This window comes from Bacillus sp. AFS017336 (assembly GCF_002555445.1).
In the GTDB taxonomy this organism is placed as follows: domain Bacteria; phylum Bacillota; class Bacilli; order Bacillales; family Bacillaceae_G; genus Gottfriedia.
In genome coordinates this window covers 66,344-83,637 of the sequence record NZ_NUCO01000012.1, presented here as the reverse complement: position 1 = coordinate 83,637, position 17,294 = coordinate 66,344, and the positions used below count along the sequence as shown (strand labels likewise).

20 protein-coding genes are annotated in these 17,294 nt (G+C 30.9%); 17 read left to right on the top strand and 3 right to left on the bottom strand.

Annotated features, from left to right (window positions below; genetic code table 11):
• The first annotated feature begins 108 nt into the window (after positions 1-108).
• The 11 genes from CN601_RS06315 to CN601_RS06265 all read left to right on the top strand — a co-directional run bounded on the left by CN601_RS06315 (position 109) and on the right by CN601_RS06265 (position 9,442).
• Positions 109-576, top strand: coding sequence for a hypothetical protein (locus tag CN601_RS06315; protein ID WP_142317312.1), 468 nt, complete (start codon positions 109-111; stop codon positions 574-576).
• 167 nt (positions 577-743) lie between these two features.
• Positions 744-1,223, top strand: coding sequence for a hypothetical protein (locus CN601_RS06310; RefSeq protein ID WP_098170511.1), 480 nt, complete (start codon positions 744-746; stop codon positions 1,221-1,223).
• Between the two features lie 43 nt (positions 1,224-1,266).
• On the top strand, positions 1,267-1,701 hold the full coding sequence (locus CN601_RS06305) for an HAD family hydrolase (protein WP_098170510.1): 435 nt from the start codon (positions 1,267-1,269) through the stop codon (positions 1,699-1,701).
• Between the two features lie 496 nt (positions 1,702-2,197).
• Positions 2,198-3,241: an ATP synthase beta subunit C-terminal domain-containing protein gene (locus CN601_RS06300; protein WP_098170509.1), complete on the top strand. Its 1,044-nt coding sequence runs from the start codon at positions 2,198-2,200 to the stop codon at positions 3,239-3,241.
• A 214-nt stretch (positions 3,242-3,455) separates the two neighbouring features.
• Positions 3,456-4,562, top strand: a complete 1,107-nt coding sequence (locus tag CN601_RS06295; RefSeq protein WP_098170508.1) for a sensor histidine kinase — start codon at positions 3,456-3,458, stop codon at positions 4,560-4,562.
• Positions 4,559-5,248 carry a response regulator transcription factor gene (locus CN601_RS06290; protein WP_098170507.1) on the top strand — a complete coding sequence of 230 codons (690 nt, stop codon included), beginning with the start codon at positions 4,559-4,561 and terminating at the stop codon, positions 5,246-5,248. The genes CN601_RS06295 and CN601_RS06290 overlap by 4 nt, the downstream gene beginning before the upstream one ends.
• A 56-nt stretch (positions 5,249-5,304) precedes the next feature.
• The gene (locus CN601_RS06285; protein ID WP_098170506.1) at positions 5,305-5,562 is read left to right on the top strand and encodes a hypothetical protein; all 258 of its coding nucleotides are present in this window, start codon (positions 5,305-5,307) and stop codon (positions 5,560-5,562) included.
• 219 nt (positions 5,563-5,781) lie between these two features.
• Positions 5,782-6,309 carry a hypothetical protein gene (locus tag CN601_RS06280; protein ID WP_098170505.1) on the top strand — a complete coding sequence of 176 codons (528 nt, stop codon included), beginning with the start codon at positions 5,782-5,784 and terminating at the stop codon, positions 6,307-6,309.
• A gap of 271 nt (positions 6,310-6,580) precedes the next feature.
• The gene (desA, locus tag CN601_RS06275; protein WP_098170504.1) at positions 6,581-7,606 is read left to right on the top strand and encodes a Delta(5) desaturase DesA; all 1,026 of its coding nucleotides are present in this window, start codon (positions 6,581-6,583) and stop codon (positions 7,604-7,606) included.
• A gap of 101 nt (positions 7,607-7,707) precedes the next feature.
• Positions 7,708-8,841: a sensor histidine kinase gene (locus CN601_RS06270; RefSeq protein ID WP_098121128.1), complete on the top strand. Its 1,134-nt coding sequence runs from the start codon at positions 7,708-7,710 to the stop codon at positions 8,839-8,841.
• Between the two features lies 1 nt (position 8,842).
• On the top strand, positions 8,843-9,442 hold the full coding sequence (locus CN601_RS06265) for a response regulator transcription factor (RefSeq protein ID WP_098170503.1): 600 nt from the start codon (positions 8,843-8,845) through the stop codon (positions 9,440-9,442).
• Positions 9,443-9,508: 66 nt separating this feature from the next.
• Here the strand turns inward: CN601_RS06265 and CN601_RS06260 are convergent, their stop codons facing one another.
• Positions 9,509-10,369 carry an alpha/beta fold hydrolase gene (locus CN601_RS06260; RefSeq protein WP_098170502.1) on the bottom strand — a complete coding sequence of 287 codons (861 nt, stop codon included), beginning with the start codon at positions 10,367-10,369 and terminating at the stop codon, positions 9,509-9,511.
• Between the two features lie 366 nt (positions 10,370-10,735).
• On the opposite strand from CN601_RS06260, the gene CN601_RS06255 reads away from it, so the two are divergent.
• On the top strand, positions 10,736-11,614 hold the full coding sequence (locus tag CN601_RS06255; protein ID WP_098170501.1) for a proline iminopeptidase-family hydrolase: 879 nt from the start codon (positions 10,736-10,738) through the stop codon (positions 11,612-11,614).
• Positions 11,615-11,777: 163 nt separating this feature from the next.
• Here the strand turns inward: CN601_RS06255 and CN601_RS06250 are convergent, their stop codons facing one another.
• The gene (locus CN601_RS06250; RefSeq protein ID WP_098170500.1) at positions 11,778-12,425 is read right to left on the bottom strand and encodes a 2OG-Fe(II) oxygenase; all 648 of its coding nucleotides are present in this window, start codon (positions 12,423-12,425) and stop codon (positions 11,778-11,780) included.
• A 430-nt stretch (positions 12,426-12,855) separates the two neighbouring features.
• Positions 12,856-13,683, bottom strand: coding sequence for a 5'-nucleotidase, lipoprotein e(P4) family (locus tag CN601_RS06245; RefSeq protein ID WP_098170499.1), 828 nt, complete (start codon positions 13,681-13,683; stop codon positions 12,856-12,858).
• Between the two features lie 232 nt (positions 13,684-13,915).
• Here CN601_RS06245 and CN601_RS06240 point away from each other — a divergent pair, with 232 nt between their 5' ends.
• The 5 genes from CN601_RS06240 (at position 13,916) to CN601_RS06220 (ending at position 17,012) form a co-directional block, all read left to right on the top strand.
• Positions 13,916-14,380, top strand: coding sequence for a GNAT family N-acetyltransferase (locus tag CN601_RS06240; protein WP_098170498.1), 465 nt, complete (start codon positions 13,916-13,918; stop codon positions 14,378-14,380).
• Between the two features lie 46 nt (positions 14,381-14,426).
• Positions 14,427-15,284, top strand: a complete 858-nt coding sequence (locus CN601_RS06235) for an alpha/beta fold hydrolase (protein WP_098170497.1) — start codon at positions 14,427-14,429, stop codon at positions 15,282-15,284.
• Positions 15,285-15,446: 162 nt separating this feature from the next.
• Positions 15,447-15,710 (top strand): hypothetical protein, encoded by a 264-nt coding sequence (locus CN601_RS06230; RefSeq protein ID WP_098170496.1) that lies wholly within the window; start codon positions 15,447-15,449, stop codon positions 15,708-15,710.
• Between the two features lie 99 nt (positions 15,711-15,809).
• A complete protein-coding gene (locus CN601_RS06225) occupies positions 15,810-16,307 on the top strand; it encodes an NUDIX domain-containing protein (protein WP_179865459.1) in 498 nt (165 codons plus the stop codon).
• An 81-nt stretch (positions 16,308-16,388) separates the two neighbouring features.
• The gene (locus CN601_RS06220; RefSeq protein ID WP_257131630.1) at positions 16,389-17,012 is read left to right on the top strand and encodes a histidine phosphatase family protein; all 624 of its coding nucleotides are present in this window, start codon (positions 16,389-16,391) and stop codon (positions 17,010-17,012) included.
• Positions 17,013-17,294: the final 282 nt, after the last annotated feature.

The following is a 17,294-nucleotide window of genomic DNA, read 5'->3' as shown; positions in this document are numbered from 1 at the left end:
TAATAAAAATAAATAATGACCTTCTTCAACAAACTCATGCGATAGTTGAAGTAAAATAACGTGGAATCTTTTAAAGAAATTATAAAAATATATAAGCGAGTGGTGAGATTGAACGCTAAAACATTAATGGAATGGGAACAAAAGCACGATGCAAAAAATAGAACTATTAATGGATTTTGGGAAAGTTTTAGGAATTGGCGTAAGGAAGAAAAATACGACTATTTGGATACATTTAAAGGAAAGTTGTACGATGAATTCATTCTAGTTTATGAACGGTCTATTGAATTAAAGTATAGATATTCAAGGATTGAAGCGTTTTTGATTTTTACTGTGGATATTTATTACTTTGATAAAGAGATTGGTACATACTCTCTTGAATTCGATTTGGATGGGGAAGTTACAGATGATTACTTAGTTTTTGACCATATCCATTTAGATCATAGACTTTCAGAAATAAGACACAACCTAACAACCATACGAAAAGCACTAAAAGAGGGAATTGATTTAAATTTAATATCTAATATTACGGGAATGGACCAGCCTTCAATTGAGATAATAAAGAAAAAATATTGTTAAACTAACTAATGCAATAGTTGAAGAACACGAGCTGCTTATATGCGGCTTTTTTTATTTAACAAATGGCAGTTTAGTTGAACAAGGTTTTTAACAAATAATGTCGAATAAAATCTATAAGCGAAATGGGATTATATGGTAAATTAAAATTGTAAAAAGGAGGAAATAAAATGAAAAAAATACTCACGCTATTATTATTTACAATACTGGCTTTAACAGCATGTACAGAAACAACAGATAATACTAAAAATAAGGTTACTGACAATAAGACTACTAACTATAATTATGAATTTATTGGAGAAAGTGAACATTGGGAATCTGAATATCTTTATAAAGGAACAGAAACAACACGAAAAAATGATAAAGGTGTAATATCTTATTCTATTAAAGATAATTATGAACTTGTATTAAAGTTTAAGGGCTCTTTAAAAGAGCTATCATCTATGAAAAAACTAGTGTATTCCTTCAAGACAAATAGCAGTAGCGGGGAATCAAAGGCGGAATTCTCTGAACCTCCTAAAGAACGAGTATTTACTTCCCGAGGGAGTTCCGAAGGTGGAGCAAAAGTAGACAAAGATGAAGTCATACAAGTACACGTAAAATGGAATGAATCTGAAGAGTCATTTGAATTGCATAATAAAAAAAAGTAGTACCCAAAATATTACTTATGCAACTAACGCATGCCTTAGTTGAATAAAACAAGAAAGAAATTTTAAAAATTATTGCATTCCATTTCCAAATTTAAAACAGATTCTCTTTGACTTAAAAAGAAGTAACTACAAGTTGGGGATGATCACAAATGGAAGAGGTCAATTTCAAGTGAAAAACATAAAGGCCCTAGGAGTTTCAGCTTTTTTTGAGCTTATTTTAATTTCGGAAATTGAAGGAATTAGTAAACCGAATCCAAAGATATTTCAAAAAGCATTAGATTACTTTCATGTCTCAGCGAACGAAGCAGTTTATATTGGAGTTCATCCAGATAATGATTATAAAGCTGCAAGAAATTTAGGAATGTATGCAATTTGGAAACAAGTTCTTTTTTATGAAGATTTTGAAGCAGAGAATTTTGTTGAGGATCATTCCGAGATACCAAAGATAATTGAAAAACTGAGTAGAAGACAATTGTAGAGATTAATGTTTATTTAGTGCTGTTTGAGAAGTGCAAATAAAAGTGGCAAAACTGCAATTAAATTTTAGAAAACTGCAATTAAAAAATGTAAAATTGCAAATAAATTTTGTATAGTGCAAATAAAAAAACTAAAACTGCAAATAAAATTGTCAGAACTGCAAATAAAAAAGTCAAAACTGCAATTAAAATCTTTGAAACTGCAATAAAGATCAAGAATCATGAATTTTTTAAATGAAATCATTAAATATTATGAGAAAAACAATAATATAGTCTAAGTGTTTCGATTAAATAAGGCTAAAATCAATTAAATTATAAATAAATTACTAAAAGAAGAAGAATCTGAGCCATTCTTCTTTTTTTTGATGTTTTTCCAAAAATGATAATCGAGATAAAAACTCTTTTTTACTCCAAAGAGTAATTATTTTACTTTTCAGAGTAAAATTCACTTGCATAATTCTGTAAATTCGAATAAATTATACTTAAAGGAGGAGAAAAATGGAAAATTTACGTTTGAACGTTTCGTTGTTACGCCGTAGAGTACCAAATTTAACTAGTTCAGCAAAATCTGTTGGACTTAGACCAGCAACAGTATCAAATTTATGTACTGGAAAAATTCCAATTGGCCGGTCAGAAGTAAGAACATTAGTTGCTTTAGCAACATTAGCAGAATGTACTTTGGATGAACTTATTATTAGAGGGGAGAAGATTGAGATGATTGAAACTGGGATTAAAACGCTTGATTTATTTGCTCCATTAGTAAAAGGGGGTACAGTAGGATTAGTTGCAAGACCAGGCATGGGCCAACTAGTCGTATTAGCGGAAATGTTTTATAAATTAAAAAAAGATTCATATTTTACGATTTTATTAAAGCCAGAAGGTGAGCATCCAGATTTAGACGCAATTAAAGCTGATATTAACTTGGTGTGTAATACAATTGATGAAGTGTATGACACGATTGCCAAAACTGGAAAAAATGTAGATGTTGCTTTTGCAGCAGATCGTTCGAATGTCATTTCGGGTGAAATTAACCGTCTTCAACAAAGATTAGCTGATATTGGGATTGAAGATGTAACGACTTTTTTAGTTGACTTAAAGGGAGAAGCTGTAGATGAAGATTTCCCTTATGGACCACTCGAAACATTATGGCAGTTTGATGCGGACTTAGCTTTTAGACATAAATATCCTGCAATTAATCCTATTCAATCAACATCTACAGTATTGGAAGATCATCAACCAGAGCAAGCCCACAACCAAGTACAAAAAGCAGCGCAGAAATTACTCCGAAGATACCGTGAACTAAGATCATTAGTAACAATTCATGGAATCGACTCATTACCTGAACATGAAAAATTAACATATAAACGTGGTGAATTACTTGAAGCCTATTTAACACAACCATTATTTGTAGCCGAAGAATTCACTCGTATAAAAGGTGCATCTGTAAATTTGCAAAATACTCTACAAGATGTACGAAAACTACTAGATGGTGCATACGATGATCTAGAAGTAGAGAAGATGAATTTTATTGGAAGTTTGTAGTAAATTATAATCATTTATTAGTGTGGCGCAAATTGTATGCGTCACACTTTTTTGTACTTAAGCTTCGATTTATAATGTAACTGGTATATAATTTAAGAATTATTTAAGAATTTAATAATACGTAATTAATTTCTCTGAAATATACTAATGTCATAATAAATATAGTGTGTAGTTTAATTACTCGTTCATCATTCTTTGAAAGTTGGAGTCTATTTTGTCGATTCGAAAAAGGTTAATCTTATCTAATATTGCAATGATTGTTATACCGATTATTTCTTTTATCTTGATCGAGATCTTGCTAGGTATATTTTATTATAGGGTGTTGGATCCAATATTTAATGATCATCCTCCACATTCATTTTATTTCTTTCGTTTTGGTATCATTGTCCCTATTTTTGCACTTACAAATGGATTGCTTTCATATTTTGTTTCAAGAAGCATTTTGAGACCGGTAAAAAATCTAACAATTGCAGCGAAACATATTAGTGAAGGGAATTTAGAGGTTGAAGTGAAGCCATTAAACAAAGATGAACTTGGTCAATTAGCGGTTAGCTTTGAATTAATGAGACGAAATCTAAAAGAGTCAGCTGAAATTCAGAAGAAATATGAAGAGAATCGAAAAGAACTAATTGCAAATATATCACATGATCTGAAAACACCAATTACTTCAATAAAAGGGTATATTGAGGGGATTAAAGATGGCGTAGCGAATACACCAGAAAAAATGGAGCGATATATCGAAACAATCTATTTGAAAACTTTGGATATGGACCATTTGATTAATGAATTATTCCTTTATTCAAAGTTAGATTTAAAAAGAGTTCCATTTCATTTTGAAGAAGTAAATATATATGATTATTTAGTAGATAGTATTGAGGAGCTAAAATTTGATTTAGAACCGATCAATGTAAAAATTAGCTTCATTAGTAATGTGGATTGCAAAGAATGTATTATTCTTATGGACCGAGAGCAATTTAAACGTGTTATGACAAATATTATTCAAAATAGTTTGAAGTACATGGATAAAGATGAGAAACTAATTTCGATAAATTTAATCGAAAATCAAGAAAAAATCACGATACGATTTCATGATAATGGTAAAGGAATTTCGAAAGAAGCCCTTCCGTTTATTTTTGATCGCTTTTACCGCGCTGATCCTTCAAGAAATTTAACAACAGGTGGTACTGGATTAGGACTAGCCATTGCAAAAAGAATAATAGAAGAGCACGGTGGAGAAATATGGGCAGAGAGTGAAATTGGTGAATATACAAATATATTTCTTTCATTAAATAAGAAATCAATAGCAAAGGTGACAGAATGAAAAAGGTTTTAATCATTGAAGATGATCAAAGTATCGCATTATTACAAAGAGATTATTTAGAGATTAATGAATTTGAAGTTGAAATTGAATCTAATGGAAGAAGCGGACTTCAAAAAGCTTTAACGAATAAATTTGATTTAGTTATTCTAGATTTAATGCTACCTGAAATGAATGGCTTTGAAATATGCAAAAAAATACGCGAAAACAAAGATATTCCAATTCTAATTGTATCAGCCAAAACAGAGGATATCGATAAAATTAGGGGATTTGGTTTAGGAGCGGATGATTTTATCGTGAAACCATTTAGCCCTAGTGAATTAATAGCTAGAGTCAAAGCTCACTTATCTAGGTATCAGCGATTAGCAAGTAAAGGCCAAATAAATGAAGATGAACTTCAAATCAGAGGACTTACGATTCAAAAGGATTCAAGAAAAGTTCTCGTAAATGGAGATGAAAAAATTTTCACGACGAAAGAGTTTAACTTACTTACTTTTCTTGCTTCAAATCCAAATAAAGTATTTAGCAAAGAATTATTATTTGATCGAATCTGGGGATTTGAAACAGTAGGAGATATATCGACAGTAACTGTTCATATTCGCAAAATACGTGAAAAAATAGAAGTCGACCCGTCTAATCCAAATTTTATTGAGACCATATGGGGGGCTGGGTATCGTTTTAAAGATTAGATTCAAAACTGTATTTTAAAGGGTTATCTCAATGTGTGGGATGACTCTTTTTTTGATTGGAATTTTTGTTCATAGAACTAGCCATTACAAATTTTTTAATGAATTTAAAGAGTAGTAGAAGTATAACAAATTTAAGTGGGCCAATCATTTTAAGTCCAAATGAAACAAAAAAAGAAGAAATTCCTATTGATCCATTTTTTGAAAATAAAGATTATGCAGTTAAAGTATTAAGACCAATTATTTATTTTGAAGTCGAAAATACGACAAAGAAATTCATTCCCCAAAACATGGTATGGATTAGTAAGTGTAAATAAAGAACAAATAAATAAAGCGATAAGGTTTAGTAAAAATGCAGAAAAATAAAATTAAGAAACTCACAGATAACGTAAGATTTCTGTGAGTTTCTTTTACATAAGACATCAAATTGGTTTCAGCTATTATTTAAGAATTATTTAAGAAATCGATAATAGTAGTTTTATATCTTGCCACTATCATTAAAAATATAAATCGATTTAAAACGGAGGTAAAAAATAGTGGCGAAAAAGAAAATGAATTTAACGAAAAAGAACATTCTAGTCAGCATACATGTTTTGGCAGTATGTGCTTGGTTTGGTGGGACGTTATGTCTGATCATTTTAGGTCTTTATTTGAGAAATGCTCAAAATTCAGAGCAACTTATTTATACATTATCAAGCATGCATATAATTGATGAGAATTTACTGAAATATCCGGCATTAGCAACATTATTTACTGGTATTTTATTATCTAATTGGACGCAATGGGGTTTAGTAAAATATTATTGGGTGGTTATTAAATTAGCTTTAACTATTTTAGTTATTTTTCTAGGTATTTTCTTTTTATATGACTGGTTTTCATACTTAGTTAAGGCCGCAGAACATACCGGGATTGCTGCTCTTAAAGAAAGTAAATTCGAATCAACTTGGCTATCAATCATTATAACCGGATTATTTAACTTAAGTTGTTTAGCATTTATGACATTCATTACTTATTTTAAACCTTTTGGCAAAATTAAAAAAAATAAAATTGTCGCAGAAAGGTAAAAAAACATATATTTTGGGACTTTGTACGAGCGTGAAGTAATACTATTCGAGTATTACTTTTTTTTTATAAAAAAAATGTAATATAAAATGAAAAATTAACCATTCTAACTATTATGTTTTGGTAGAAATTTTATTGAAAGTAAACGGTTTATTCAATATGACATTTGTCATTAATTCTACATGACGCCTGCTACTACCACCCGGAAGATTAACTTATATAATTAGGATAATATAGTAAAGTTATTCACCAACATATGGAAGGAACTTCTAAATGTCACAAGAAAATCAAAAGAGTTTACGTAAACAAATTATGCCTTATGAAAAATCAAATTTAAAAGCTAGTATTTGGCAAATGATCAATACATTTATCCCATTTTTATTTTTATGGTTTATTGCTTTTAAAAGTATCGCTGTTTCAGTAGTATTAACGATCGTTATTGATGTTTTTGCAGCATTATTCTTAGTAAGGATTTTTATAATCTTTCATGATTGTTGTCATCAATCGTTCTTTAAGAATAAAACCGCAAATAAAGTTCTTGGGACGATTACAGGTGTTGTAACGCTATTTCCATTTAGTCAGTGGAAGCATAGTCATTCAATTCACCATGCAACAAGTGGTAATTTAGATAAGCGCGGGATTGGTGATATGTGGGTTTTAACAGTAGATGAATATGTTGCTGCTCCGTTCTGGACAAAATTGCAATACCGTTTATATCGTAATCCATTAATCATGTTTGGTTTAGGGCCGATTTATATCGTACTAATTTCAAATCGCTTTAATGCAAAAAATGCAAAATTAAAAGAAAGATTAAATACGTATTTAACGAATATTTTAATTGCTGGTATTTCTGCATTGTTTTGCTGGCAAATTGGTTGGGAAAATTATTTGTTAGTGGAAGGACCGATCTTTTTCGTATCAGCAGTATTAGGAATTTGGCTTTTCTATGTGCAGCATCAATTTGAAGACTCTTATTTTGAAGAAGACGATAATTGGGAATATGTAAAAGCTGCAGTTGAAGGAAGCTCTTTTTATAAACTTCCAAAAATATTGCAGTGGCTGACTGGTAATATTGGATACCACCATGTTCATCATTTGAGCCCTAGAGTACCGAATTACAATTTAGAGGAAGTACACAATAATACACTTCCATTACACAATGTACCAACAATTACACTAAAAACAAGTTTAACTTCTTTAAAATTCCGACTTTGGGATGAAAATACAAAGCAGTTTGTAAGATATAAAGATCTTAAATCAATTTATAAAGTAAACCGCGAAAGTTCAGACACTGTCTGAACTTTCGATGTATTCAATTTGCATTTTAAAGATTAACTTTGTCCAATTGTGATAAAATTGTTAAAGAATCACATAATACGTCTGAATAAAGAGGTTAATCTATGTTTAAAAGATATTTAGGTTTCTTAAAAAGTACTGGAATTTCGCCATATATTTGGACAGTTCTAGGAATATCTCCATTTTATTTTATTTTTCTTTCGGCACATTCTACCTTAAGAATCGTAGTAGGAATTTTACTAACGATCTCATTTTTAATTATTTATCGATTGGCATACATATCAGAAGGTTGGTCAATCTATCTTTGGTCATCCATATTAATTGTCATTTCCTTCTCAATGAATATACTTTTTAGTTATGTATATTTTGCTTTTTTTATAGCCTACATGATTGGAAAAAAGAAAAGTCGAGTTACTTTTTTAACTTTATATATTCTTCATTTAGTCATAACAACTATTTCGATTAACATTACAATCATTCTTCAAGAAGAATTAATAATTAAGCAGTTACCATTTATCATCGTTACTTGGATCAGTGTAATATTGTTACCTTTTAGTCTATACAGCCGGAATGAACGAGGGCAATTAGAAGAAAAGCTAGTAGATGCTAATAAACGGATATCAGATCTTGTGAAATTAGAAGAGAGACAAAGAATCGCACGAGATTTACATGATACTCTAGGTCAAAAACTTTCCCTAATAGGCTTAAAAAGTGACTTAGCAAGAAAGTTAGTTACGAAAGATCCAGAACTGGCTCAAAATGAATTAAAAGATGTACAACAAACAGCTAGAACAGCCTTAAATGAAGTTCGAAAAATCGTTTCCCAAATGCGTGGAATTCGAATTAAGGATGAGCTAATAAGAATTAAACAATTTTTACTCGCAGCGGAAATTACTTTCGAGTGTAATGATACACTTCAACTAACAAATGTATCTTTACTGACAGAGAATATAGTCAGTATGTGCTTAAAGGAAGCTGTAACAAATGTTGTAAAGCATAGTAGTGCTACACTATGTAGAATTTCGATTAAACAAATGAAAAATGAAATTATCTTCTCTGTTATGGATAATGGGGTTGGATGCACTTCTATTGAAAAATTTACGACAGGCTATGGATTAATCGGTATGAAAGAACGACTCGAATTTGTGAATGGAACACTAGATGTTAACTGTGAAAATGGGATGACATTAATAATGAGAGTTCCAATAGATGTAAAACAAATTGAAGTGGAGGATTAGAATGATTAGGATTGTTATCGCCGAAGACCAACGGATGCTTTTAGGAGCGCTTGGTTCTTTACTTAACTTAGAAGATGATATGGAAGTAATAGGTCAAGCTTCAAACGGAGACGAAGCAGTAAAACTTGTTAAGCAATTACAACCGGATATTTGCATTATGGATATCGAAATGCCAAGTAAAACGGGCCTTGAAGCAGCAGAAGAATTAAAATCATTCGATTGTAAAGTCATGATCCTCACAACTTTCGCAAGATCTGGTTATTTCCAAAGAGCATTAAAAGCAGGGGTAAAAGGATATTTACTTAAGGATAGCCCAAGTGAAGAGTTAGCAAGCTCAATTAGAAGCATCATTTCAGGTAAGAGAATTTATGCTCCTGAATTAATGGATGATGTTTATGCAGAAGAGAATCCGTTGACTGATCGTGAAAAAGAAGTTTTAGAACTTGTAGCTGATGGTAAAAATACACAAGAAATTGCTGATGAATTAAGCTTGAAAACTGGTACCGTAAGAAATTATATTTCTATGATATTAGACAAATTAGAAGTGAAAAATAGAATTGAAGCTATTAAACAATCGAAAGAAAAAGGCTGGTTTAAATGAGGATAGAAGAGCAGGTATAGTAGGGAATTTTTATAACCTACTAAATCCTGCCCTCCTTGAACTGATTTAGTTTCCAGCTTTTTTTGTTGCTTTTTTTCTAGAATTTGTTTTCCTTTTTCCTGTTTTTCGTAGCTCTTTAATGAATTCGTCTAGTTCTTGGTTGAACTTATCTGTTTCTTCTAAAAATAAGAGATGACTACTATTATAAAATGGAACGAATTTAGAACCTTTAATTCTTGATTGGATAAATTCACCAGCTTCTAAAGGGAAAAATCCATGACTGCCGAAGCAAATTAACGTTGGTATATCTACGTTACAAAGTGAATCACGATAATCTACTGCCGTTTGATTAAAGACTATTGTGCTTGCAATTGCTGCAGGTAACTTATTCATTTCCTTTAAAATCCATTTATGTTCCTTTGGATTAGGCTGATCCATAAACATACCATATATAAAATCGCTATTAAATTGGTTTTGATCTTCTTGAATCGATTGCATGACATTTTTTAAAATTGTAAAATCAAATGCTCCAAACTCCCAATCCGGCCAAATATAATCAGATGCAGATTGATCAACTACTGTTAAGGCTTTAATATTTTTAGTCCCAAATTGATTCACATAATCCCACAGCACAAAAGCACCCATTGACCAGCCTACTAATATTACATCCTTTAAATCTAATTTTTCGATAAAGCATTTTAAATCTTTAGCATACTGTGCTACTGTATGACCATATTGTACTTTTGAAGATTTTCCATGTGCTCTTAAATCTAATGTAATAACTCGATAATTTTTACTAAAATACGGTACTTGTTTATGAAAGAACTTACTACTCATCATAACTCCGTGAACAAATAGGACAGTTTGACCCTCTCCATGATCTTCATAATATAGCTTTGTATGTGAATCGAGTTCGACATATGCCAATTAAATCGCCCCCATTGGCTTATAGATTTGTTTCTTTCTTATATTATTTCTTTCAAGAAAAATTCATGACAAAGCTGACTTCTTTATATAAAGCTGTTTTGATAAAATATACAAACTCATTAAAAAAAGAGTAGTAGATATTTTAAAAATCTATTGCAAAGTTTGATGAATTAAATTTGGAAAAAATAGAAAATATGATAAAATTCAGATAAATAATAAATCGAAATACATAAAAGTGTCTAGGATGCGAAAATATAGATCATGTATATTTTATTCTGTTGATCTGATCTTTTCGTTTCATGTTATATAGGCGTCTATGAAAAAACATCGAAATCTATTATTAATACTTAAAAAGGGGAGAAATAGATGACTGTAAAAGAAGGATTTATTGAAGTAACTGGTGGGAAAGTATGGTATCAGATTCATAACATGGATTCTAAAAATACACCCGTAATTGTTTTACATGGTGGGCCTGGCTCATCGCATTATTCAATGCAAGGTCTAGATATATTAGCAGAAGATCGCCCAATTATTTTTTATGACCAGTTAGGTTGTGGAAAATCTGAGCGTCCAACAGACACTTCATTATGGAATATAGATAGATTTGTGGAAGAATTAGGGCAAATCCGTGAAGGACTTTCGCTTGATGAGTTTCATATTCTCGGCCATTCATGGGGAACGACTTTAGCTGCAGCTTATTATTTATCGAGACCAGAGGGAGTCAAGAGCATAATCTTTTCAAGTCCATGTTTAAGTGCGCCATTATGGGCGGAAGATCAGGATCGTAATCGAAAGCTACTTCCACTTGAGGTACAAGAAACTTTAAAAAGCTGTGAAGAGAATGGAACAACAGAATCAGAAGAATACAAGGAAGCTACTTCCGTTTTCAATAAGCATTTTGTTTGCAGATTAGACCCATATCCAGAATTTCTAAAAGAGGGAAGACATTACAGAAATTCAGAAGTTTACAATATAATGTGGGGGCCATCAGAGTTTCATGTAACTGGAAACTTAAAGAGTTTTGACTGTACTTCACAATTACAAGACATACATGTACCGACAATGTATACTTGTGGACGATTTGATGAAGCAACTCCTGAATCTACAAAATACTTCAGCACACTAACTCCAAATGCTAAGTTTCACGTATTTGAGAAAAGTGCACATATGCCATATGTTGAAGAGCAGGATGAATATGTTCAAGTGGTTAGTAGTTTTTTCAATGGAGTAGACTTTGAAAACTAATGAAATATAGAAAAACGCATGGATATTTTACCATGCGTTTTTATTATAGCTTCATATTTATAAAATCGTTAAATAATCTTAAAAATTGCGTATTATTAGAATTGTCAGAAATATCCAGTCGTAATTTGCCATATATTCATCATAGATTAAGAATGATAGTGAATTAACGAACGCGTTGTCGTCGGATCCATTGGGTAGCAACCCATTTTTCTCCGCTAATAACAGGGTTACCCGCATGTAGTGTTAGTTCATTAATCGTTTCATCCTGATAAAAGTATTCAAAGTATAAAGCTGTGCCTTTTTTTGCTGTAACCGAATAGTTAAGAGAAGGAAAAATTGTTTCGCCACCTTCTTCTACATCATTTAAATAGAGAATGAGCGTACTAATCCTATTATTCTTCGTTCGGTGATTGGAAAAGTAATCGAAATGCGGCTTATACTGTTGTCCAGGTTCGTAATGAAGAATTTGTAAAGGTTCTGCATGTTCGATTGGAATATTCATAATCGTTTCGATTCGTTTTTCAACTCGTTTGATCAGTTCAGTTTCACTTTCATCGAAAAACATGCCACTGCTCGTTCGCATGTCATTTTCTTCGTGAGATAATCCAATTTTTGACCGTTTCATGCGAAATTTCGCATGGCTAATTAGCTCATCACATTCATCATCACTTAAAACATTCCCAAGTAAAACGATGAGCGGTTCTTCCAGTCGACTAACAATCTCGATATTTCGATCAATCGTTTGGATGAATGGACCTGAATGAGTAAAAATGGTTTGTTCGGTTTCCTTTAAATTTCCTACCTCTGACATTTGTCACATCTCCCTGATTTTCATTTGATACAAATACGATTCATAATTAAAGTGCATCATTGCCTAGAGCGAACTCTTCATATTTGGAAGAAAATGATATCCCCATAGCAGTCTTTCGTTAAGTAACTGGAATCAATGTTTTTGTAGAAAAAAATTAAGATTTCGACAAAATAATTGTTTTTAAAATAAATTCCCTACTGTATTACGTTTTTCCTGCTAACTATTGAGTCATTTTAAATAAGATTTTGATTAATGGGTTTAATTGATTTTTAATTATTGAAATCTTTATTTGCGGAAAATAACAGATTTTACTAATTATGAAGGATTATAGTTTAATGAATAAACTCAGAGTATGTGTATGTAGAAATTTGAAAGGCACAATAAAAAAGGTCAGATAAGAAAAATCAATCTTATCTAACCTGATTCAGTACTATTTCATGGGTTGTAAGGTTTTATAGCGATCTGCTGCTTTTTCATCTTCTGTTTTTGACGGTTTGTATTGATAAATTGCATCTTCCCAATCGCCATACATTGGATTTGGAAGTTGTATATATTTAATTCCTAAATCTTTAGCGATTTTATCAACATTTTCTTTTCTAGTTTTTAAATCCGCTTTATAAAAAATATCAGATAAATCATTTGAATTATCTCCGATTAACATCACAATATCATGGGTTTTTGAAATTTCTGCCTGCCTTGGACCTTTTTGGGCAGTATCAGTTTTAAAGTACAAATGTTTATTATCGACGTTAGGTAAGTCATGTAATTTCATATTTCTTATTGTGTCATTGCGTGTTTTTTCAGGCCGATTTGTAAGATAAAAAATATCAACATTCATTTTTTTGGCAGATAATAAAAAGTCTTTTGCACCTGGTATTAACTCAGCTTTTGCTAGGCGGATCCACTCATCCCATCCTTGGGGGTAAGAAGTATTATTTTTAATTGACCAGGCAGTATCAGGGGAGTTATCGAGTACAGTCTCATCAATGTCTAAAACGACAGCAGCCGGTTTAGCATTATTATTTAGTTTATCATTTGCTTTCTTTTTAACCATTGTCTCAGCAAGTTCTTCTTTTGCTTGATTATAAATTTGAATTTGCAATGCCTTATTTTCAGCAGAGGTCTGAAACCAATTAGTGGACATAACATTATGCTCTTGTGTGCTTCGTTCAAATTCTGCTTTACTAAAACTAATACCTGCCAAAGAGCCAATTACAAATGCAGATAGGATCGAAATGGTAATTAAACTTTTTTTCATTTTATATTATCCTTTCATATTTACTTAATAAATAAGGGTGACTTATTAAAATAGAAAAGTACTTATCAAGGTTGGTATTACCAAAAGAAAGAATAATATGCGTTCTTCTTTTGGAAATTTCAATTACCGTAATAATTTATTTTTCTGAATATAATGAAAAAAATGATATGATATAAGGTGATGAGTTTTTACTAAAGAATTGAATTATTGTAGATATTCAAGGAGGCAAATAATGAATATACGTTTAGAAATCGTAACAAGAGAAAATTGGGAAAAAGCAATTAAACTTGGGGTTTCCAGAAACCAATTAAATTATGTCCCTTCAGTTGCTGTATCACTCGCAAAGATTTATATAAAACCTGATGGTGAAGATGTAGAATATATCCCATTTGCAATTTATGATGATGAAAAAATGGTTGGATTTATTATGCATGCCTTTGAAGAGAATACGACGAATAGTTTTTGGATCAATGGTTTTTTAATAGATAAAAAACATCAACGTAAAGGCTATGGAAAATTAGCGTTTGCTGAAATGGTAAAATGGATTGAAAATAAACATCTTCAATGCAATGAAATTCGATTAACAGTTCATAAAGATAATAAATCAGCGATGAATTTATACAAACAGTACGGATTTAATCCTAACGGAGTCTTTTTTGGAGAAGAAGAAGTGTGGTATTACACCGTTAAAAGATAAGTGGATACTACGAAATTAAATTATTAGAACAGTAGAGGTAGTTTATATGGAGAAATGGGAACGAAAGCTTCTTAACACTAAAAGAGGGGTTTTTGAAGTATTTTGCAAAGGTGAAGGCGAACCATTATGTGTAACTCACCATTATTCTGAATTTAATGATTCAGGAGATTATTTTGCAAATTCTTTTACGAAATTATTTAAAGTATACTTAATAAATTTACGAGAAACAGGTAATTCAGAAAAAGCACATTTTCCACATGAATTAAGTATGTTAGAAACAATTTTTGATTTAGAAGAAATTAGGGAATCACTAGGCTATACTTCCTGGAGTTTTGCAGGACATTCTACTGGTGGGATGCTAGGAATTATTTATGGAATTTATTTCTCAAACTCATTAACAACTAATATGATTGTTGGTGCTGCAGCAAGAGATTATGCAACGTTTTCAAAAGATTGTATTTATAACAAAGCTCATCCTAAGTATAGTAAAATGCAAGAGCTCATTGAAAAACTAAAAGGCAGTGACCTATCTAATGAAGAAAGAGTAAATCTTTCGATTGAGCGGACAAAATTATCTTTACATAAACCAGAACGATACAATGAATATTTCAATCTACCAATCTCTAAAAAAATGTCTTCAATTCGCCTAAATTACTTTAATAGGGAATATCAAATATATGATGTCACAAAAAAAATTTCACTAATCAGCTGTCCGACTCTAATCATTTGTGGAAAGTACGATGTACAATGTCCAATTGAATATTCGGAAGAAATAGCTGAAGGAATTAAAAATTCTAGATTCGTTCTATTTAATGAAAGTAATCATTATCCATTTTTAGAAGAGAAGGAAAAGTTTTTAAATGAGATTAAAGACTTTACTAAAAAAGTCTCCTCTTTAAATTAATGTGTAGAGCTGAAAATAAAAATGACAGATCAATGATAATTATCTTAAATAGTTGATCTACTAAATAGATTGATTTTATTAACTAAATGACAGGATCGTATAAGAAGGAATTCATTTAACTTGAATTCCTTTTAAATTAGAGAGATTTTCAGGGGGAAAAGGATGGAATATTTATTCGTCGGATTGTTATTCATTATTTTTATGCTTAGTATTACCAATAGGTTAAACGCACTAGAAAAGCGATTGAAGTATATAAGCACAAAGTTAGACCAGGTCGCTGCTCAAGTTAAAGTACCTGAACACCCAATTAATGATGAATTGCGTAAACTTAAACAAGATGGTGAAATAATTAAAGCAGTTAGAGAAGCTAGAAATGTATTTGGACTGTCATTATTAGAAGCTAAACAGTATGTTGACAATTTATAAATAAAATTTTTCCAATAATTTTTGCTTATGCAGCTAACTCATTGTATTAGTGGATTAATTTAGCTCAGTTAAATGTCTGATAATAGAGAGGGGATCTATATGAGTTGGAAAGAATCTTACATCGGAAAGCTGAGAAATCTTGTAGGTAATCAAAAATTGATAGTCCCATCTATTAGGGCAATTATAGAAGACCATTCGGGAAACATCCTCTTTATTGAAAGAAGAGGGGAAGGGAAATGGAGTATGCCTGCTGGTTCTATTGAATTAAATGAATCTATTTTTGAATGTTTAGTTCGTGAAGTAAAAGAGGAAACAGGTTTAGTTGTGATTTCAGCTAAAGTAATTGCAGTTTATTCAGATCCGAAATATGGTCAGAAAAATAAGTTTGGTAATGAATACCAATTATTTGAATTTTTATTCTTGGTTGATGAATGGAATGGTTTGTTGATTAAACGTACGGAAGAAACAAGTGATGCTAAATTTTTTAATCTAGACGAGATTCCTGCAAATACAAATGAGTTTTGGGCCCAATTTCATAAGGAAGTAATTAAGGACTACAAACAATATAAGAATAATGAAAAATTCATATTAAAATAACGGGATAATTTTATTTCATGAACGAAGAAAAGAAAAACATAAAATTGAGTCAATTACTCTAATGCAGTTAGGAGTTTTAATTTGCTAACAATCTATTTAACAAGACATGGTGAAACAGAATGGAATATTGAAAATCGACTCCAAGGTTCAAAGGACTCCAATCTTACTTCTAATGGGATTAGAGATGCAAAATTATTATGTAAAGAGCTAACAGAAGTAAAGTTTAGTAAAATTTACACAAGTTCGAGCAAACGTGCAGTAACAACAGCAAATATTTTAACAAATGACCCATCCATCCAACTTATTCAAGAGGATGATTTGAAAGAAATTAATTTCGGTGATTGGGAAGGGAAAACGAAAATAGAAATAAATGAACAATTTAAAAATGAGTTTGAATCACTTTGGAGTTCTCCTCATTTGTATGACCATACTCCACATCGAGGTGAAAGTTTAGAAGACTTAAGAAACAGAGTGGGAGATGTTATTCAAAAGATAGTCAATTCAAATGAGGAAGGAAACATTTTAATCGTTACTCACGCTGTAGTATTAGCGACGATTGTAGCTTATTTAAAACAATCATCAACCGAAAAATTATGGGATATACCTTATGTACACGGAACAAGTTTAACGATTATACATGTTAATAAAGATAAGAATATAGAGTTCAAACTCCTTTGTGACACAAGTCATTTAGAGCAAATTTAATTTGAAAAATGTGAAGCCTACCTTTTATTGAAGGTAGGTTTTTAAAGTTTTAAAATATAAAATTGTCAATAGTTAAAATGTAACTAAATGATTTGTTTGAAGGCAAATTTCTTTTAATGATGTTTTTAATTTGTTTAGGAATTCCAACAAACTTTTGTAATGACTCTTTTCCAGAATATACTTACCCAAGATGCTAATTGTTTGAAGAATTCATTTATTAGTTTATAAACAGGAGATTTAAGTATATTAGCAAAATACCGGAACATTTAATTTCTATTTTTT